General features: G+C 61.5%; 15 protein-coding genes. 6 read left to right on the forward strand and 9 right to left on the reverse strand.

Annotation, left to right across the window (positions count from 1 at the left end):
- Positions 1-83: 83 nt before the first annotated feature.
- From NR126_RS11825 to NR126_RS11840, 4 genes are all read right to left on the reverse strand, one after another.
- A complete protein-coding gene (locus tag NR126_RS11825; protein WP_256830271.1) occupies positions 84-1,232 on the reverse strand; it encodes a hypothetical protein in 1,149 nt (382 codons plus the stop codon).
- 132 nt (positions 1,233-1,364) lie between these two features.
- A complete protein-coding gene (locus NR126_RS11830; protein ID WP_256830272.1) occupies positions 1,365-2,228 on the reverse strand; it encodes a carboxylate/amino acid/amine transporter in 864 nt (287 codons plus the stop codon).
- A gap of 479 nt (positions 2,229-2,707) precedes the next feature.
- Positions 2,708-3,307: an FMN-dependent NADH-azoreductase gene (locus tag NR126_RS11835; RefSeq protein WP_027619181.1), complete on the reverse strand. Its 600-nt coding sequence runs from the start codon at positions 3,305-3,307 to the stop codon at positions 2,708-2,710.
- A 149-nt stretch (positions 3,308-3,456) separates the two neighbouring features.
- Positions 3,457-3,771 carry a hypothetical protein gene (locus tag NR126_RS11840; protein WP_027619182.1) on the reverse strand — a complete coding sequence of 105 codons (315 nt, stop codon included), beginning with the start codon at positions 3,769-3,771 and terminating at the stop codon, positions 3,457-3,459.
- A 49-nt stretch (positions 3,772-3,820) separates the two neighbouring features.
- On the opposite strand from NR126_RS11840, the gene NR126_RS11845 reads away from it, so the two are divergent.
- The 5 genes from NR126_RS11845 (at position 3,821) to aqpZ (ending at position 9,001) form a co-directional block, all read left to right on the forward strand.
- Positions 3,821-4,744, forward strand: a complete 924-nt coding sequence (locus NR126_RS11845) for a LysR family transcriptional regulator (RefSeq protein ID WP_027619183.1) — start codon at positions 3,821-3,823, stop codon at positions 4,742-4,744.
- A 14-nt stretch (positions 4,745-4,758) separates the two neighbouring features.
- Positions 4,759-5,562, forward strand: a complete 804-nt coding sequence (locus NR126_RS11850) for an alpha/beta fold hydrolase (RefSeq protein WP_256830273.1) — start codon at positions 4,759-4,761, stop codon at positions 5,560-5,562.
- 3 nt (positions 5,563-5,565) lie between these two features.
- Positions 5,566-6,129 carry a peptidylprolyl isomerase gene (locus tag NR126_RS11855; RefSeq protein ID WP_256830274.1) on the forward strand — a complete coding sequence of 188 codons (564 nt, stop codon included), beginning with the start codon at positions 5,566-5,568 and terminating at the stop codon, positions 6,127-6,129.
- 89 nt (positions 6,130-6,218) lie between these two features.
- The gene (locus NR126_RS11860; protein WP_027619186.1) at positions 6,219-8,051 is read left to right on the forward strand and encodes an ABC transporter ATP-binding protein; all 1,833 of its coding nucleotides are present in this window, start codon (positions 6,219-6,221) and stop codon (positions 8,049-8,051) included.
- 251 nt (positions 8,052-8,302) lie between these two features.
- The gene (aqpZ, locus tag NR126_RS11865) at positions 8,303-9,001 is read left to right on the forward strand and encodes an aquaporin Z (RefSeq protein ID WP_027619187.1); all 699 of its coding nucleotides are present in this window, start codon (positions 8,303-8,305) and stop codon (positions 8,999-9,001) included.
- 15 nt (positions 9,002-9,016) lie between these two features.
- Here aqpZ and NR126_RS11870 read toward each other — a convergent pair whose 3' ends face one another.
- The 5 genes from NR126_RS11870 to aceK all read right to left on the reverse strand — a co-directional run bounded on the left by NR126_RS11870 (position 9,017) and on the right by aceK (position 19,175).
- Complete coding sequence (locus NR126_RS11870) at positions 9,017-10,141, reverse strand: GNAT family N-acetyltransferase (protein ID WP_105754320.1); 1,125 nt, start codon at positions 10,139-10,141, stop codon at positions 9,017-9,019.
- A 148-nt stretch (positions 10,142-10,289) separates the two neighbouring features.
- Positions 10,290-11,633, reverse strand: a complete 1,344-nt coding sequence (locus NR126_RS11875) for an OprO/OprP family phosphate-selective porin (RefSeq protein ID WP_256830275.1) — start codon at positions 11,631-11,633, stop codon at positions 10,290-10,292.
- 325 nt (positions 11,634-11,958) lie between these two features.
- On the reverse strand, positions 11,959-13,080 hold the full coding sequence (locus NR126_RS11880) for a beta-ketoacyl-ACP synthase III (protein WP_105754319.1): 1,122 nt from the start codon (positions 13,078-13,080) through the stop codon (positions 11,959-11,961).
- A gap of 341 nt (positions 13,081-13,421) precedes the next feature.
- Positions 13,422-17,333 (reverse strand): ATP-dependent RNA helicase HrpA, encoded by a 3,912-nt coding sequence (hrpA, locus tag NR126_RS11885; RefSeq protein WP_256830276.1) that lies wholly within the window; start codon positions 17,331-17,333, stop codon positions 13,422-13,424.
- 123 nt (positions 17,334-17,456) lie between these two features.
- A complete protein-coding gene (gene aceK, locus NR126_RS11890) occupies positions 17,457-19,175 on the reverse strand; it encodes a bifunctional isocitrate dehydrogenase kinase/phosphatase (RefSeq protein ID WP_256830277.1) in 1,719 nt (572 codons plus the stop codon).
- Positions 19,176-19,305: 130 nt separating this feature from the next.
- Here aceK and NR126_RS11895 point away from each other — a divergent pair, with 130 nt between their 5' ends.
- A complete protein-coding gene (locus NR126_RS11895) occupies positions 19,306-20,202 on the forward strand; it encodes a DMT family transporter (RefSeq protein ID WP_256830278.1) in 897 nt (298 codons plus the stop codon).
- Positions 20,203-20,208 lie beyond the last annotated feature (6 nt).

Here is a 20,208-nt window from a genome sequence, read left to right on the forward strand (position 1 = left end):
GCGAAGCAATGCAAGATGGCCCCCTTGGAAAAACGCGACGCTTCAGTTGAGGACGAGCGTCGCGCAACCTTTGCGCAAAGGTGCTAACCCTGATGAAGGTCCATCTTGTAGCCAGCCCCGGGCGCCCCCTCGTGCAGTGCGGTTTGAATCCGCTGGTACACCGCATTGGCCTCGGCGGCGGTGATCGAGCGGGAACAATCGCGCAGAACCACCCGCAGCAAGAGGTTTTCCTGGCCCGGCAACAACCCCAATCGCTCGATGGCCTGCACAGGAAGTTGCGCTTCGCCCCAGCGCCCGATTATCTGCATCTCTTCGATCCAGCCTGAACACTCTCCAGCCGCCAGTAGCATTTTTTCCGTCAATAGTTCCTCGCTTTGCCCCGGGGTGACCGCCAGGGATATGTCCCGGGTAATCGACGGCAACCGTGAAACCGCGCGCCAGGGCAGCAGGTCATGCATCTGTGCTTGCACTCGCTCGTTGGTGTCGCGCAGCAAACGAATGTCAGGGATACCTTTGCGCAACATGGTCAGGCGATCCAGCCCCATGCCCAGGGCCAGTCCGCCATGGCGGGCGGGATCGATCTGCAACCGTTGCAACAACGACTTCGCGATGCAGCCGCACTCCAGCACCTCCACCGGTTGCCCATCGTTGAGCACATTGATTTCGATTCCACCCTCGGTGTAATGGTGCGGGCTATCGCTATGGACCCAGGCAGCGTCAGGCACCGCCAATTGGAGAATGTCGCCGACCAGCCGCAGCAAGTGCTCACGCGTCGCCAGTTCCGGCTCGCCCAGGACCCAGATGTCCATCTGATGGGGTTCGGCGCAATGCCACCGATCGCGACTGTCACGCCGGAACGTAATCCCGGGCGCCGCCAGCAGAACGATTTCACCCGCTCGACGCTGCTCCGCCGCCCGCTGCAGTGCCGCCGGGATCTGACTGGTGGTCTGGGTGCGCAGCAACGAACACTCGTCGACCCAACGGGTGTGTTCGCTGCCCAGGGTGATTTCAGCCGGGTCGTAGCCCAGTAGCCCATAGTTCTCCTGGGCGGAGACGATTCGTGGGCCGGTCTGGATTTGCGCAGTCGGCCAGCCTTTGCTGGCGAGCCCGTCGAGGATTTGCGTGAGCAACAGCCGAATGGCGTGATCGGGGGAAGAAGGCTCGGTCAGGTCAATCTGCGATAGGGCCTGTTGGACGGCGGGAGTTGCCAGGCAGGTTTTCGACGCATGCATTCGTAGGTTTTCCTCATGTGCAGACCTGACAAATTGCCAACCCTCATGAGGCCAAACCTACGTATACATTTTGGGCACTACAACCGATAAAGCGGCCGGTTTGAATTTTCAGAACAGGACTACAGAGCCCTCTTACGCCAGGGATTTTCGGCGCACGCCCAACCGACTGATCCACACCGCGCCGATGATCACCAAGCCCCCCAACAACAACCGGCCCAGCTCTTCATCCTCATTCCAGATCAGCAGGTTCAACAACAGCCCCACCGGCACATGCAGGTTGTTCATCACCGCCAGGGTGCCGCCGTTGACCAGGCACGCGCCTTTGTTCCACCAGTACAGGCCAAGGGCTGTCGAGACCAGCCCGAGGAACAGCAGCACGGCCCATTGCAGCGGCGCTTCGGGGAGGAAGTTGCTTTTGCCGAACAGCAGGAACGCCGGCAACACCACCAGCAAGGCGCCGAGGTAGAAGTAGCCAAAGCGCCGATAATGCGGCAGGTCGCTGGGGTGGCGGGCGACCAGGTGTTTGTACATGACTTGCCCGGCGGCGTAGGTGAAGTTGGCCAGTTGCAGCAGCAGGAAGCCCATCAGGAAGTCGGGGCTGATGCGGTCGTAGCGGATCACCGCGGCGCCGAGCACGGCGACCAATGCGGCGACCAGGGCCCAGGGATTGAAGCGGCGGTTCAGCGCGTCTTCGATCAGGGTCACGTGCAGCGGGGTGAGGATGGTGAACAACAGCACTTCCGGCACTGTCAGTACGCGGAAGCTCAGGTACAGGCAGACATAGGTCACGCCGAACTGCAGGGCGCCGATCACCAGCATGCCGCGCATGAACGAAGGCTCCACCGAGCGCCAGCGGGTCAGTGGGATGAACACCAACCCGGCCAGCAGCACCCGCACCAGCACCGCGAAGTAACTGTCGACATGACCCGCAAGGTATTCGCCGATCAAACTGAAGGAAAACGCCTGGATCAGCGTGACAACAAGTAGATAGCCCATATTCGCCTCATTTTCGATGGCGGCGACGATAACGGGTTTTGCCCTTGATCGCGAGGTCACGTCCTCTGTAGGAGCTGGCTTGCCAGCGAAAAACGCCAGGACACCGCGACTATTCAGACAGCCCACGTCATCGTTGACGACCATCGCTAGCAGGGCTAGCTCCCACGAGGATCCGGATCACTCAGAGAAATTGTGCGCACCGCAAAAACTATGTGGGAGCGAGCCTGCTCGCGATGGGGCCAGCCCAGTCGATACATTTGCTGGCTGATCCACCGCTATCGCCAGCAGGCTGGCTCCTACAAAGGAGGCATGGTCACTGACAAAAATCGAGGCAAAAAAAAGCCCGATCTCGCTAAAGCGTGCAATCGGGCTAGAGCACTCAGGAGCAACAAGTGCAAAGGGAGGTTCGATGCGCGTGGAACCTTGAAGGGGTGCGCCAGATCACTAGACCATCCAGGGATTATCTGGCGATTAACATATCAAGCCACCTGGGACAGCTGGGCGTTGGCCTGATTCAGGCCTTTTTCGTGGAAGTCGCCGCCCAGGTTCAGGCCTTCGGCATGGATGAAGGTCACGTCGTGGATGCCGATGAAGCCCATGACCTGACGCAGGTACGGTTCCTGGTGGTCGCTGTTACTGCCGGCGTAGATGCCGCCTCGAGCGGTCAGGACGTAGGCACGCTTGCCGCTGAGCAGGCCTTGCGGGCCGGTTGCGGTGTACTTGAAGGTCACACCGGCACGCAGCACGTGGTCGAGCCAGGCTTTAAGGGTGCTGGGGATCGCGAAGTTGTACATCGGCGCGGCCATCACCAGCACGTCGGCGGCGAGCAGTTCGTCAGTTAGCAGGTTGGAACGTTCCAGCGAAGCCTGTTCGATCTCGGTGCGCTGCTCGGCAGGCTTCATCCAGCCGCCCAACAGGTTAGCGTCGAGGTGCGGCACCGGCTGGGTGGCCAAGTCACGCACGGTGATCTGGTCGGCGGGGTGCGCGGCTTGCCATTGCGCAATGAAGGTCTGGGTCAGTTGACGAGAGACCGAGTCTTGCTGGCGGGCGCTGCTTTCGATGATCAGAACACGGGACATGGCTTGTAAGCTCCATCGGTGAATGCGGTAAGTCGATGGAGTGAAGATTAAACCGAGTCATATCGATGAAAAAGCGCAAATAACTGCTATAACCCATCAAGAAATTCGTTTATAAGCGAAGCAGGCTCAACGACGCGCTCCGCTTGAACTCATTTCGGACTGCAGTTCACCGTCAGGTACAGCTTGATGATCTTGCGACTGAACTTGGCCGACAGCTCGGCGTTTTTCCCCGGTTCCAGGCTGACTCGTCGGGTGCGCGGTGATTCCGGGCCGTTGCGAAAGACCACCTTGCAGTCGGCGGCCTTGTCCCCATAGTTGCTCAGGGTGATCGAACCCATGTCGTAGTCGGTGGCGTAGGTGGTGTAGTCGATTTTCAGGCCGTTAAGCTGCTTTTCGACATCGATGGGATAGGCAAACGCACTCAACGGCAAGATCGCCAGGACCAGACAACAGATTTTTTTCATTCGGCAGCCTCCAATGGGAGGCGCCAGCTTAGGACAAGAGGAGCCCCTCATGAAAGCGCCCCGCGTGACCCTTGATCAATGGCGCACGCTGCAAGCCGTGGTCGACCATGGCGGTTTCGCTCAGGCCGCCGAGGCACTGCACCGCTCGCAATCGTCGGTGAGCTACACCGTGGCGCGCATGCAGGACCAACTTGGCGTGCCGCTGTTGCGCATCGACGGGCGCAAGGCGGTGCTGACCGAAGCCGGTGGCGTGCTACTGCGGCGCTCGCGTCAACTGGTCAAACAAGCCAGCCAGTTGGAAGATCTGGCGCACCATATGGAACAGGGTTGGGAGGCTGAGGTGCGTCTGGTGGTCGACGCCGCCTACCCCAGCGCCCGCCTGGTCCGTGCCCTCACCGCCTTCATGCCGCAAAGCCGTGGCTGCAGGGTGCGCCTGCGCGAGGAAGTGCTGTCCGGGGTCGAAGAGGTACTGCACGAAGGGGTGGCGGACCTGGCCATCAGCAGTTTCAGCATCCCCGGCTACCTGGGCGCGGAACTCAGCGACGTCGAGTTCGTCGCGGTCGCCCATCCTGAACACGCGTTGCACCGGCTCAATCGCGAATTGAATTTCCAGGACCTGGAAAGCCAGTTGCAAGTGGTGATCCGCGACTCCGGCCGGCAGCAGCCACGCGACGTCGGCTGGCTCGGCGCCGAGCAACGCTGGACCGTCGGCAGCCTGGCCACCGCCGCGACATTCGTCGGCAGCGGCCTGGGCTTTGCCTGGCTGCCACGGCACATGATCGAGCGCGAATTGAAAGAAGGCGTGCTCAAGCCGCTGCCACTGGATCAGGGTGGCAGTCGAAATCCCAGCTTCTATCTTTACTCGAACAAGGACAAACCCCTGGGCCCGGCCACGCAGATTCTCGTCGAGCTGCTTCGCACTTTCGACACCGCTCCGCTGGACGCCCCGTTCGCCGCCCCCGAACAAGCCTGACAAGGAATTGCACCGTGGCCTACTTCGAGCATGAAGGTTGCACCCTGCATTACGAGGAATACGGCCACGGCACCCCGCTGCTGCTGGTCCACGGCCTGGGGTCAAGCACCCTGGATTGGGAAAAACAGATTGCCGAGTTGTCGGCGTACTACCGTGTGATCGTTCCCGACGTGCGCGGTCACGGCCGCTCCGACAAACCCCGAGAGCGCTATAGCATTGCCGGTTTCAGCGCCGATCTGGTGGCCCTGATCGAACACCTGAACCTCGGTCCGGCCCATCTGGTGGGGCTGTCCATGGGCGGGATGATCGGTTTCCAGTTGGCGGTGGATCAACCGGCCCTGCTCAAGAGCCTGACCATCGTCAACAGCGGGCCGCAGGTCAAGCTGCGCACGGTTGACGACTATTGGCAGTGGTTCAAGCGCTGGAGCCTGATGCATGTGCTCAGCCTCGGCGCTATCGGCAAGGCCCTCGGCGGCAAACTGTTCCCCCATCCGGATCAAGCCGAGTTGCGGCAGAAAATGGCCGAACGCTGGGCAAAAAACGACAAACGTGCTTATCTCGCCAGCTTCAATGCCATTGTTGGCTGGGGCGTTCAGGAACGACTGGCGAAAGTCACCTGTCCAACCCTGATCATTAGCGCCGACCGCGACTACACGCCGGTGGCGCTGAAAGAGGCCTATGTCAAACTGCTGCCCGATGCGCGGCTGGTGGTGATCGAGAACTCCCGTCACGCCACCCCACTGGACCAGCCGCAACGCTTCAACCAGACCTTGCTCGAATTTTTAACCACCATTGACACACCCAACCAGGATCACTGACCCATGCTGAAAAAAATCGCCCTTGTGGCCGGCTCCGTGCTGTTCGCCGCCAACCTGATGGCCGCCGAACCGGCCAAGGCACCCCACGTATTGATCGACACCACCAACGGCCAGATCGAAATCGAACTGGATCCGGTCAAGGCACCGATCAGTACCAAGAACTTCCTTGAGTACGTCGACAGCGGCTTCTACACCAACACCATTTTCCACCGGGTGATCCCGGGATTCATGGTCCAGGGCGGTGGCTTCACCCAGCAGATGTCGCAGAAAGACACCAAGGACCCGATCAAGAACGAAGCCAGCAACGGCCTGCATAACGTCCGTGGCACGCTGTCGATGGCCCGTACTTCCGATCCGAACTCGGCCACCAGCCAATTCTTCATCAACGTCGCCGACAATGATTTCCTGAACCCGGGTCGTGATGCCGGTTATGCGGTGTTCGCCAAAGTGGTCAAGGGCATGGACGTGGTCGACGTCATCGTCAACTCGCAAACCACCACCAAACAAGGCATGCAGAACGTGCCGGTTGACCCAGTCATCATCAAGTCCGCCAAGCGCATCAACTAAGCTGTACCAGGCGTCCTGAGCGGCAGCGACGGGTTGATCGCGCCGCTCGCATCAATGACAAGGAGAGCCCGCACGCGGGCGTTAGACTGATGCTTTATCGCCGCTTCGAACGACTCATCGATATTTTCCGTGAAGCCCCGACAGCGGCCCCGCCGAATCGGGTCCTGCCTTTCTATATTTACTACCTGCGCCAGGTCTGGCCGAGTTTCGTCGCGTTGCTGGTGGTCGGCCTGTTCGCCGCACTGGTCGAAGTGGCGCTGTTCAGTTACCTGAGCCGGATCATCGACCTCGCCCAGGGCACACCCAATCCGGATTTTTTCGCGCAGCATGGCTGGGAGCTGGCGTGGATGGCGGTGGTGGCGCTGATCTTGCGCCCGGTGTTCGTCGGCCTGCATGACCTGCTGGTGCACCAGACCCTGAGCCCGGGCATGACCAGCCTGATCCGCTGGCAGAACCACAGCTACGTGCTCAAGCAGAGCCTGAATTTCTTCCAGAACGATTTCGCCGGACGCATCGCCCAACGCATCATGCAGACCGGCAACTCCCTGCGCGACTCCGCCGTGCAGGCGGTGGACGCGCTATGGCATGTGCTGATCTACGCGATCAGCTCGCTGGTGCTGTTCGCCGAGGCCGACTGGCGCCTGATGATCCCGCTGCTGAGCTGGATCGCCGCCTACATCGCCGCCCTCTGCTACTTCGTACCCCGGGTCAAGGAACGCTCGGTGGTGTCCTCCGATGCCCGCTCGAAACTGATGGGGCGGATCGTCGACGGCTACACCAACATCACCACCCTCAAGCTGTTCGCCCATACCAACTTCGAGCAGCAGTACGCCCGCGAAGCGATTGCCGAGCAGACCGAGAAATCCCAGCTGGCCGGGCGCGTGGTCACCAGCATGGACGTGGTCATCACCAGCATGAACGGCCTGCTGATCGTCGGCACCACCGGCCTGGCGCTGTGGCTGTGGACCCAGTCGCTGATCTCGGTGGGGGCGATTGCCCTGGCCACCGGCCTGGTGATCCGCATCGTCAACATGTCGGGCTGGATCATGTGGGTGGTCAACGGCATCTTCGAAAATATCGGCATGGTTCAGGACGGCCTGCAGACCATCGCCCAGCCCATCAGCGTCACCGACCACGAAGCGGCGCCGCGTCTGGAAGTCAGCCGTGGCGAGGTGCGTTTCGAACACGTGGCCTTCCATTACGGCAAGCGCAGCGGGGTCATCAGCGACCTCAACCTGACCATCAAGCCCGGCGAAAAGATTGGCTTGATCGGTCCGTCCGGCGCCGGCAAATCGACCCTGGTGAATCTGCTACTGCGCCTGTACGACGTGCAGGAAGGGCAGATTCTGATCGACGGCCAGAACATTGCCCACGTCGCCCAGGAAAGCCTGCGCGAACGCATCGGCATGATCACTCAGGACACTTCACTGCTGCACCGCTCGATCCGCGACAACCTGCTGTACGGCAAACCCGACGCCAGCGACGCCGAACTCTGGGAAGCGGTACACAAAGCCCGTGCCGATGAGTTCATCCCGCAGCTGTCGGACGCCGAAGGCCGAACCGGTTTCGATGCCCATGTCGGTGAGCGCGGGGTGAAACTCTCCGGCGGCCAGCGGCAACGCATCGCGATTGCCCGGGTGCTGCTCAAGGACGCGCCGATCCTGATCATGGACGAAGCGACCTCGGCGCTGGATTCGGAAGTCGAAGCAGCGATCCAGGAAAGCCTGGAAACCCTGATGCAAGGCAAGACCGTGATCGCCATCGCCCACCGCCTGTCGACCATTGCGCGCATGGACCGGCTGGTGGTGCTGGAGCACGGACGGATCGCCGAAAGCGGCACCCATGCCGAACTGCTGGCCCACGGCGGCTTGTATGCGCGACTGTGGCAGCATCAGACAGGCGGGTTCGTCGGCATCGATTGACCCCGCACGCGCCCCGCCATCAAGCGCCAGAGCCCGGACACAGGGGCTCTGGCGTTTTTTTGTGCGAGTGGAATTTCGCAAAAAGCCTGCTGTACTCAGCACAATGTTTTCAGTGGAGGCTTGTGTAGGAGCGAGCCTGCTCGCTCCTACACGATCATCGTATTGGCTGAAAGCAGCACAGGTTCTGGAGATGGTTCTGTAGTACATCTACGCAGGCACACGGCAGCGTTAACTCGAAAGGGTACTCTCAAATGTCTCTGTTAAAACGTTCGGCTACAGAGTTGGTAGGTACGTTCTGGCTGGTGTTGGGTGGTTGCGGTAGCGCGGTGCTGGCGGCCGCGTTTCCGGAGGTGGGAATCGGCCTACTGGGGGTCGCCCTGGCATTTGGCTTGACGGTGCTGACCATGGCCTTTGCCATCGGCCATATTTCCGGCTGTCACCTGAACCCGGCGGTGTCGTTGGGACTGGTGGTCGGCGGGCGCTTTCCGGCCAGTGAGCTACCGGCCTACATCATTGCCCAGGTGCTCGGCGGGGTCATTGCCGCAGCCCTGCTGTACTTCATTGCCAGCGGCAAGCCCGGTTTCGAATTGGCCAGCGGCCTGGCGTCGAACGGCTATGGCGATCACTCCCCCGGCGGTTACTCGATGGCTTCGGGCTTTGTCACCGAACTGGTGATGACCGCGATGTTCATCCTGATCATCCTCGGTGCCACCGACAAACGCGCCCCGGCCGGCTTTGCACCGATTGCCATTGGCCTGGCGCTGACCCTGATTCACCTGATCTCGATTCCCGTCACCAACACCTCGGTCAACCCGGCGCGCAGCACCGGGCCGGCGCTGATTGTCGGCGGCTGGGCGATCCAGCAGTTGTGGCTATTCTGGGTCGCACCCCTGCTCGGCGCAGTGGTCGGTGGCGTGCTGTATCGCTGGTTGGGCAAAGAGTCCGACTGAATTGCAGTATGGGGATCAGCCTTGCCGATAAGGCAAGGCGTTCCTCGCTTCCTGCGCATAACCCAACACGCCCTCGCGCTCACGCTGCAAAAAGTCGCTGACCGCCGCTTTCAGCCCGGGATGGCGCAGGTAATGCCAAGAATGAGTGATCACCGGTTCGAAACCGCGAATCAGTTTGTGCTCGCCTTGGGCGCCAGCGTCGAAGCGTTGGAAACCATGAGCGATCGCATAATCCATGCCCTGATAAAAACAGGTCTCGAAATGCAGCCGATCGAACTCCGCCAGGCAACCCCAATAACGCCCATAGAAGCTGTCACCGCCCACCAGGCTGAACGCCATGGCCACCGGCCGCGTGCCCTGGCGAGCCAGCACCACACGAATCGCCTCTGGCATGCGCTCGGCCAGCAGGCTGAAAAACTCCCGCGTCAGATAGGGTGACTGCCGACGCACCGCATAGGTATTGGCGTAGCAGGCATAGACGAAATCCCACTGCGCCTGATCCAGTTGCTCACCGCTCAGCCACTCGAACTCGATGCCCTGCCCCGCCACCTGCTCGCGCTCCTTGCGCATCTGTTTGCGCTTGCGCGAACTGAGGGCGTCGAGAAAGTCCTGGAAGTCCCGATAGCCACGGTTCTGCCAGTGATATTGGCAGCCAATGCGTTGCAGCCAACCGGCTTGCCCAGCCAGCGCGGCATCGGTGAAGGGGTCGGTGAAGTTGATATGGGCACTGGAAAGCTCTTCGATCTCCAGGTATCCGGGCAGGCTATTGAGCAGTTCAAAACCGTTCTCGATACTTGCGGCCAGCAAACGCGGTCCACTGACCGGACTGAACGGCACGGCGCTGAGCAACTTTGGGTAGTAGACAATGCCGGCCCGCTCGCAGGCGTCAGCCCAGCCATGGTCGAACACGTACTCGCCGTAGGAATGCCATTTTCGGTAGCTGGGCAATGCCGCCAACAGGCGGCCGTCTTCGATGTGCAGCAGGTGCTCCGGCTGCCAGCCGCTGTGGGCAGCGAGGCTGCCACTGTCTTCCAGGGCGCTGAGGAAGGCATGGCGCAGGAACGGTTGCGAGTCGGGCACCAGGGCATCCCACTCGTGCGCGGCAATGGCGGACAAACTGTCCAAAACGTGTAACGGCATGCTGTTCCCCGCGGGTGCAACCTCAAGACCCGCCGAGTATCGCCCATCCCTGACGCTTGCCGAAATAAAAAAAACCCCGCCGAGGCGGGGTGAAACGAAAGGAGCTTTAACGGATGAAGAAAGAGCTCTTGCAACGGGTTACTGCGTTTTAGAACACGTATTGCGCGCGAACCACGAAACCGTCGCCGCTGTCGTCGCCGGTACGCTGGGCCGGGGTGCCGCCACTGGCTGCGGTGGCGTTGGTGACTTTTTCGGTCTTGGCGTTCAGGTAGGCGGCGGAAATCTTCACCGCTTCGTTGGCGTACCAGTTGACGCCCAGGGTGTGCACCTTGGCTTCGGCATCGCCGACGTCACGGGTCAGGGTCGGAGCGGTGATGTTGTCGTCTTCGACAGTCAGGCTGTCGTAGCGATAGAACACTTCCCACGCGCCGATCGACTTGTTCTGCGGCTTGATCGCGTCAAATTTGCCGACCTTGTAGCCACGGGATTCGCCGGTCAGGGTGTAGGCGCCCTGGACATAGAAGCCGTGACCCTTGATGTCGTCGAACGCGTTGTCGTCAGCCTTGGTCTTGCGGGTGATGTATTCACCCTGGATCGACGCCGGGCCCATGGCGAAGGCGGCTTCCAGGCCGAACGCGGTGTCGGTGTCATAGGAACCGGCCGGCGATGCCGAGTTGCCACCCAGTACCGGACGGTTGCCGTTGCTGCCGGCATCGTTGCCGCCCAGGGTTTCCACGCCGCGCATGCCCATACGGGTGCGGTAGCGGGAGTCGAAGGTGGTGTCGGAAACGTCACGGGAAGCGACGTTCACACCGAAGTGCAGCACGTTGCCAGCTTCGTGCATCGGGGCGAAGACGAAGCGACCGTTGACCTGCTTGACGCTGTTGCCGTCGGTGTCGTCGGTGTCCTTGCTGAACACGCCGGCGGAGGCGTAGAACGACTCGGCGAAGGTGCTCGAGGCTTGCAGGCCCAGGCCGTTCTGGTGGCCGTTGGCCCAGTCGACCATGTCGTAGGCCATGTTGCGCTCAGGCGCGGTGACCCACTTGGAGCTGGTGGCTTTTTCCAGGCCGAAATCCGGGTCGAAACGACCGACTTTGATCGATACCGGTTTGAACCCGTTGTAGGCCAGCGACGCTTCGTCGAAGTAGCCGTTATCGGAGTCGCCGGTGTTGTGCGAGAAATCGTAGTTGATGGTGTAGGCCCAGTCGGTGTAGAGCACGCCGGACAACTCGAGGAACGCACGACGGAAGTAAGCTGCGTCTGCCGTGTCACCGTTCTTGGTGTAGATGCCGTCGAACTGGCTGTAGTCAGCCTGCAGACGACCGCCGAGCTTGAAGCTGAATTCTTTATCGGTGGTTGCGACCTCAAGGCCGCCCTTGGTCTTGACTACGATATCGGCGCCATCGGATGTGACGGTGCCTGCGAAAGCCTGGGCGGTCACTGCCATGGCCAGTGCGCTGGCAGCAAAACCGGCGAAGTGCTTACGGATCATCGAAGAGTTCCCCTAATTGGTGGTCTTAAGCTGAAACACGCGGTTCAGGCCCGCTTGTGTTGGGAGGGAATCTTGGCGAGGGGGTATTGCAGGCAAGTTGCCATTAGATAAAGATTTGATGACAACGGAACTTTTTTACTTCGATTCGAAATAAATCTGCTACGCGTCGGGGGATGGGCTGGGAGGGGCGAGATAGAGGGGTTTTACGGGGTGTCAGAGGAATCGTAGGAGCTGGCTTGCCAGCGAAGACGTCCGCAATGGCGCTAAATGATTGGAGGCTGTCTTCGCTGGCACGTCGCAAGCGAAGACAGCCCCGGCAAGTCGATCAACGCTTGCGCAAAATCACACTACCAATCGAATACCCAGCGCCAAACGAGCTGAGCACCGCCAGAGAACCGGCCGGCAGGTCGTCCTGGTATTTGTGGAAGGCAATCACCGAACCGGCCGAGCTGGTGTTGGCGTAGGTGTCGAGGATCACCGGCGCTTCTTCTTCGCTGGCTTCGCGACCCAGCAGTTTCTTGACGATCAGGTGGTTCATGCTCAGGTTGGCCTGGTGCAACCAGAAGCGTTTCACGTCACTGACATTCAGGCTGTTTTCTTCCAGGTGGGCGCCAACCAGTTCTGCAACCATCGGGCAGACGTCACGGAACACCTTGCGCCCTTCCTGCACGAACAACTTGTCGCGAGCACCGATGCCCTCTTCCGCCGCACGGTTGAGGAAGCCGAAGTTGTTGCGGATGTTGTTGGAGAACTTGGTCAGCAGCTTGGTGCTGACCACGTCGAACTGGTACGCGGACGTCGCCAGGTCGGCGCGCTCGATGATGACCGCCGTGGCGGCGTCGCCGAAGATGAAGTGGCTGTCACGGTCACGAAAGTTCAGGTGGCCGGTGCAGACTTCCGGGTTGACCATCAGGATCGCCCGGGCCTGGCCCAGTTGCACGCTGTTGGCGGCGGCCTGGATGCCGAAGGTGGCCGAGGAACAGGCGACGTTCATGTCGAAACCGAAACCCTGGATGCCCATGGCCTCCTGGACTTCGATGGCAATGGCCGGGTAGGCGCGTTGCAGGTTGGAGCAGGCGACGATCACCCCGTCGATGTCCGCAGCCGTCTTGCCGGCGCGTTGCAGGGCCTGTTCGGCAGCGCCGACGGCCATCTGGCAGAGCACAGACCATTCGTCGTTGGAACGCTCCGGCAGGCGCGGCGCCATGCGCGTCGGGTCGAGGATGCCTTCTTTGTCCATGACGAAGCGGCTCTTGATCCCGGAAGCTTTTTCGATGAACGCCGCACTGGATTCGGTCAGCGCCTCGACTTCACCACGGGCGATGGCCTCGGCGTTGTCGGCATTGAACTGCGCGACGTAGGTATTGAAAGACTGCACCAGCTCTTCGTTGGAGATGCTGTTGGCCGGGGTGTACAGGCCGGTGCCGCTGATGACGACGTTATGCATGGTCGCTTCTCTAATCTGTTCAGGCAGAAAGTATTGGCACCGACGTACCAACACGTAAAGGGTCCAAGCCCATCCAGGGACGCAGACCGGGGCGTCGCTTTATTCCGCGTTTCGACCCGAGCGCAGGCTCTGGGTCGCGAAAACGGCATTTATGGTGGCGAAGTTTGCCATAAAGCGCGGGAGTTGGCGTGGTTTGCTGGATAACACCGCCTGGAAGCCACCACGCCCCCTGTAGGAGCGAGCCTGCTCGCGATGGCGATCTATCAATCAACATTAATGCTGAATCAAAGGGCCCCATCGCGAGCAGGCTCGCTCCTACAGGTATTGCGCAAGCCTTGGCTTTACGGCTCTACCTGCGCCCACTGCTTATTCAGACGCTTGTCCGAGATCGGCACCTTGGTCCCCAACTGCTGGGCGAACAGCGACACCCGGTATTCCTCCAGCCACCAGCGATACAGCTCCAGCTGCGGATCGCGCTTGCCTTCTTGGGCATGTTTGTTGGCGCGGGTCTGGTATTGCGTCCACAGGCCAGACAATTCGCCGCTCCACACCCGGTCGCGCTGGACCTGGGCACCGATTTTCTCGAAACGTTGCTCGACCGCCTTCAAATACCGTGGCAGTTCCTTGAGCCATTGCATCGGCGTCTCGCGGACAAAGCCCGGGTATACCAGATGGCTGAGTTGCTGCTTGATGTCATTGAGGGCCACGGCTTGCGCCAGATCGATCTTGCCCTTGAAGCGTTTTTGCAGACCGTGCCAGAGCTTGAGGATTTCCAGGGTCAGCTTCGCCACCCGCTCGGCGTGCTCGGTCCAGGCACCGCGCTTGCGCTCGGCCAGCGAAGCCAACCCGGCACCGTCGCGGGGCAATGGGTCTTCGCCGTCGAGAATGCAGCTGTCGAGGCTGGCCAGCAGGATGTCTTCGACCAACGCATCGACTCGGCCCAGATCGCGGTACAACAAGCCCAGCTCGGTCAGGCCCGGCAACTTGCCCCGGAGAAACTTCGCCGGCTCCGCCAGTTGTTGCAGCAACAAGCGCTGCAAGGCCCGACGATGCTGAAACTCGGCTTCGGCCGGCGTTGAGAAGCGCCCCTCCTTGACCGTCCCCGCCTCTTCCACCAGTGCCGGATACACCGTCATCGACAGCCCGGCGATTTTCTGTTGGGTTTTCTCGGCGACGGGGGCGAAGGCTTTCGGCTGCACCGGCTCCTGGCTTTTCGCGGTTTGCGGCACCGCCAATGCAGCCTGGCTGGCTTCGGCAAAACGTGCCGTGAGCTCGGCCAGATCACGGCCTTCACCGAGGAACTTGCCCTGAGCGTCGACGATTTCCAGGTTCATCCGCAGGTGGTTTTCAACCTGCTGCGCGGCCTCACTCCAGGCTTCATCGCTGACCCGAGCACCGGTCATGCGCAACAACTCACGGCCCAGCGCCTGGGGCAGCGAGCCCTCGGCGAAGGTCATGCGCTGCAGGGCGGCCTTGACGAAGTCCGGCACCGGCACGAAGTTCTTGCGCAGTGCCTTGGGCAGGTTACGCACCAGGGCAATGCACTTGGCCTCGATCACTCCCGGCACCAGCCATTCCAGGCGCTCCGGTGGCAGCATCGGCAACAACGGCGCCGGCACCCGTAGCGTCACGCCGTCCCGCGGATGATTGGGTTCGAAGTGGTAACTCAGGGCCAATTCCAGATCACCGATGTGCAAGGTGTCCGGGTAATGCTGCGCAGTGATTTCACTGGCTTCACGGGCCAGCACATCCTCTTCGCGCATGATCAGCAACTGCGGATTCTTCTGGCTGTTGACCTTGTACCAACTGTCGAACGTCGCGGTCTGGTGAATCTCCGCCGGCAGCCGCGCGTCGTAGAAGGCGAACAGGGTTTCTTCGTCGGCAAGAATGTCGCGACGGCGGGCCTTGGCCTCCAGCTCATCGAGCTGCTCGAGCAACTGTGCATTGGCGGTCAGGCACTTGGCCCGGGACTGGATTTCGCCGCGCACCAGCGCTTCACGGATAAACAGCTCACGGGACACCAGCGGGTCGACCGGACCGTAATGCACCGGCCGACGCCCGACCACGATCAGCCCGAACAAGGTGATCTGCTCGTAGGCCACCACCTGCCCGCGCTTCTTCTCCCAATGCGGTTCGAAGTGATTTTTCTTGATCAGGTGCCCGGCCAGCGGCTCGATCCAGTCGGCATCGATCTTCGCCACCATGCGCGCGTAGAGCTTGGTGGTTTCCACCAGTTCGGCGGTCATCAGCCACTGCGGGCGCTTCTTGCCCAGGCCCGATGACGGGTGAATCCAGAAGCGTCGCTGACGCGCACCGAGGTAGTCGCCGTCCTCGGTCTTCTGCCCGATCTGGCTGAGCAGCCCCACCAACACCGCCTTGTGCAGTTTCGGGTAATCCGCTGGCTCTTTGTTCAAGCTCAACTGCATGTCGCGGCAGATCAGGCTCAACTGGCGATGGGAGTCACGCCACTCGCGCAGGCGCAGGTAATTGAGGAAATGCTTCCGGCACCAGTTGCGCAGCGGGCTGGCGGTCAACGCCTGGCGCTGCTCCTCGAAGCCCCGCCACAGATTGACCAGCGCGGCGAAATCAGAGTCGACGTCTTTCCATTGCGCGTGGGCCTGATCGGCGGCTTGCTGGCGTTCCGGTGGGCGTTCCCGAGGGTCCTGGATCGACATCGCACTGGCGACGATCAGCACTTCCTGGAGGCTGCCGAGCTTGGCCGCTTCGAGCAGCATGCGGCCCATGCGCGGGTCGACTGGCAAGCGCGCCAACTGCCGACCGAGCGGCGTCAGCTGGCTGTTGCGGTCCACCGCCGACAGCTCTTGCAGCAGGTTGAAGCCGTCGCTGATGGCCTTGCCGTCCGGCGGCTCGATAAACGGGAAGTCGGTAATTTCACCCAGTCGCAGATGGAGCATCTGCAGGATCACCGCCGCCAGGTTGGTACGCAGGATTTCCGGATCGGTAAATTCCGGGCGGCCAATAAAGTCTTCTTCGCTGTACAAGCGAATGCAGATCCCCGGCTCGACCCGTCCGCAACGGCCCTTGCGCTGGTTGGCGCTGGCCTGGGAAATGGCTTCGATCGGCAAGCGCTGGACCTTGGCCCGGTAGCTGTAGCGACTGATGCGCGCGGTGCCGCTGTCGATCACGTAGCGAATGCCCGGCACGGTCAGCGAGGTTTCCGCGACGTTGGTTGCCAGCACCACGCGCCGTCCAGGGTGCGACTGGAAAATCCGCTGCTGTTCGGCCGGTGACAGGCGCGCGTACAACGGCAGGATTTCAGTGTGCTTGAGCTGGGCCTTGCGCAACAGTTCGGCGGCGTCGCGAATCTCGCGCTCGCCGGGCAAGAACACCAGCACGTCACCGGGGCTGCGGCGCTCGCTGCGCTCGTGGGCGGCGATTTCGTCGAGGGCGGCGAGAATCGCCTGGTCCACCGTCAAGTCGTCCTCGACGCGGTTGCCCTCCTCGTCCTGCTCCAGGGTCAGCGGGCGATACCAGGTGTCCACCGGGAAGGTCCGGCCGGAGACCTCGACAATCGGCGCATCGTCGAAGTGCTTGGAGAAGCGCTCCAGGTCGATGGTCGCCGAGGTGATGATCACCTTCAGGTCGGGACGCCGTGGCAGCAGGGTTTTCAGGTAGCCCAGCAGAAAGTCGATGTTGAGGCTGCGCTCGTGGGCTTCGTCGACGATGATCGTGTCGTAACGCTCGAGGTAGCGGTCGTTCTGGGTTTCCGCCAGCAGGATGCCGTCGGTCATCAGTTTGATCAGGGTGTTGGAATCGCTCTGGTCCTCGAACCGCACCTGATAGCCGACCAGTGCCCCCAGCGGCGTGGCCAACTCTTCGGCAACCCGGCTGGCAACGCTGCGCGCGGCAATTCGGCGTGGCTGGGTGTGGCCAATCAGGCCGTGTTGGCCGCGACCGATTTCCAGGCAGATTTTCGGCAACTGGGTGGTTTTACCAGAACCGGTTTCGCCGGCGATGATCAGCACCTGATGCTGTTCCAGCGCCTTCTTGATCTCGTCACGCTTGGCCGCGATCGGCAGGCTGTCGTCGTAACGGATCAGCGGCAGGCTGGCTTTACGCGCCAGCACCTGATCACAGGACGCCTGCATCCGCGCCACCCATTGGGCCAGCTTGGCCTCATCGGGTTTCTTGCGCAGCTCAAGCAACTGCCGCCGCAGCCGGTGGCGGTCGGCGAGCATGGCGTGATCGAGGTTTTTCAGCAGTTTGTCGATGGAGGGCGATTCGTCGGTCATCGGGTACGCAATTCAGTCGTCTAGTGGCGCAGGTCGGCGATTGTCGCAGATTTACAGGGTGAACGAGATCCCTTGTAGGAGCCGGCTTGCCGGCTCCTACAGAGGTTCGTGTCGGATGGACGACTATTCGTTGTCCAACCCCTTGCGCCGATACGGAAACACATCAATCACCTTCCCCGCCCGAATCGCCTCCTGCAGGCTCTTCCAGTAATCGGCGTTGTACAACTCGCCATGCAGTTGATCGAACAACTTGCGCTGCCCGGCATCGGCGAACAGAAACGGCGGGAACTCCTCGGGAAACACATCCAGCGGGCCGATCGAATACCAGGGCTCGGAGGCCATTTCGTCCTCTGGGGTACGCGGTTCAGGAATGTGGCGGAAGTTGGCTTCGGTGAGGAAGCAGATCTCGTCGTAGTCGTAGAACACCACACGACCATGGCGGGTGACGCCGAAGTTTTTCAGCAGCATGTCGCCGGGAAAAATGTTCGCCGCTGCCAGTTGCTTGATCGCCAGCCCGTAGTCTTCCAGCGCCTCATGCACCTGGGCGTCGTTGGCGTTTTCCAGGTATAGGTTCAGCGGCGTCATCCGCCGTTCGGTCCAACAGTGGCGGATCAGCACCGTGTCGCCTTCGACGGCCACGGTCGACGGCGCCACTTCCAGCAGTTCGGCAAGGCAGGCTGGGTCGAACTTGCTCAGTGGAAAACGGAAGTCGGCGAATTCCTGGGTATCGGCCATGCGCCCGACCCGGTCGACGCTTTTCACCAATCGGTACTTCTCGATCACCGTGGCGCGGTCGACGTTTTTCGACGGCGAGAAGCGGTCCTTAATGATCTTGAACACGGTATTGAAGCCCGGCAGGGTAAACACGCTCATGACCATGCCGCGCACGCCGGGGGCCATGATGAACGGGTCGTTGGTGTTGGCCAGGTGGTTGATCAGCGCGCGGTAGAACTCCGACTTGCCGTGTTTGTAAAAGCCGATCGAGGTGTACAGCTCGGCGATGTGCTTGCCCGGCAGGATCCGCCGCAGGAAACCGATGAACTCGGCGGGCACCGGCACATCCACCATGAAATACGAACGGGTGAAGGAGAAGATGATCGACACTTCGGCTTCGTCGGTGATCAACGCATCGATCTGGATCCCCCGGCCTTCGCGGTGCAGCAGCGGGATCACCAGCGGCCATTGCTCGTCGGCGGTGTAAATGCGCCCCACCAGGTAAGCGCCCTTGTTGCGGTACAGCACCGAGGAAAACAGTTCGACCGCCAGGTTCGGGTCCTTGCAAACCCAGTCCGGCAGGTTCTCGCGCAGTTGCGCTTCGAGCCGGCGCAGGTCACCGGCCAGGTCCGCGTAGTCTTCGCTGAAACGGAAGTCGGCAAAGATGCTCGCGAGCATCCCCGGCAACTGGCCTTGCGGCTTGTAGGTGCGAGTCTGCGCCGCCCGCGCCCGGCGCAGGCTCGGGCGGGTGGTGTGGATGAACATGCAGCCGTCGCTGATCAGGTCGTGGCTGAACAGGCCGCAGAAAATCGAGTTGTACCAGGTCTCGGACAGCTCATCGTCGAAGCGCAGGTCGATCAGGCTGATGTACGCGCTTTTGACCAGCGGCCAGCAACTGACATCCAGGGTCTGCTCGTCGAAGGCGATGCGCAGCCGACCCACGGTTTCACTGACTTTCTCTTCGTAGAGGTTGATCCTCGCCGCCGAGGCGACCTGGGTTTCCTGCCACTGCGCCTGTTCGAAGCGCGCGCGGGCGCCATCGGTGATCTGGCGGAAATGCTCGCGGTAGTCGTCGAAACCGTCGAGGACCATACGGGCGATGTCGGCGGCGGGCCAGGGCTGCGGCATGGGAAGACCTCTGCGGGAAGATTCTTGTCGTTGGAGGCTGAGCTTAGAGGTCAATTGTTACGCAACGCAACCATTGCCTTGACCGGGACGGACGGCGACACTGGCGCGCTGATTAAGGAAGGAACGCGCTGTGAACCCCGTCGATATTCTGCGTTTGTTGTCGCTTGCCGCCATCTGGGGCGCGAGCTTTCTGTTCATGCGCATCGTCGCTCCGGAGATTGGCACTATTCCCACCGCGTTCTTCCGGGTCTCGATTGCCGCCGCCGGCCTGCTGGTGATCCTGGTGCTGATGCGCACCTCGTGGGATTTTCGCGGCAAGTTCAAAACCGTGCTGTTGCTCGGGGTGATCAACTCGGGGATACCCGCGACCATGTATTCAGTGGCCGCCCAGGTGCTGCCCGCCGGTTACTCGGCGATTTTCAACGCGACCACCCCATTGATGGGGGTACTGATCGGTGGCCTGTTTTTCCATGAACGGCTGAGCCTGTCGAAACTCGCCGGGCTCGCTCTCGGCCTGTTTGGCGTGGCGATCCTCACCCGTGCCGGGCCGGTGGCCTTCGACGCAGAACTGTTGATGGGTGCCCTCGCCTGCCTGCTGGCGACCACCTGCTATGGCTTTGCCGGCTTCCTCGCACGGCGCTGGCTCGACCAGCAAGGCGGTCTCGACAGCCGCCTCTCGGCCCTGGGCAGCATGCTCGGCGCCACCTTGTTGCTGCTGCCGTTGTTCACCTACAGCGCCATCATTCAGCCGCCCGCCAGCTGGGGTGGCTGGCAGGTCTGGCTGTCGTTGCTGGGACTGGGCCTGGGCTGCACGGCGTTTGCCTACATCCTTTACTTCCGCCTGCTGAGCGCCATCGGCCCAGTCAAATCGATGACTGTGACCTTCATGATCCCGCCGTTCGGCGTGCTGTGGGGCGCGCTGTTTCTCGGCGAGCCACTGTCGCTGGCGCATCTGTATGGCGGGGTGTTGATCGGCGCAGCGTTGTGGCTGGTGTTGCGTCCGGCGCGGGGGGCGATTCGTCCCTGAATCGCC

Origin of the sequence: Pseudomonas sp. Pse1 (assembly GCF_024519635.1) — a bacterium.
Taxonomy (GTDB): domain Bacteria; phylum Pseudomonadota; class Gammaproteobacteria; order Pseudomonadales; family Pseudomonadaceae; genus Aquipseudomonas.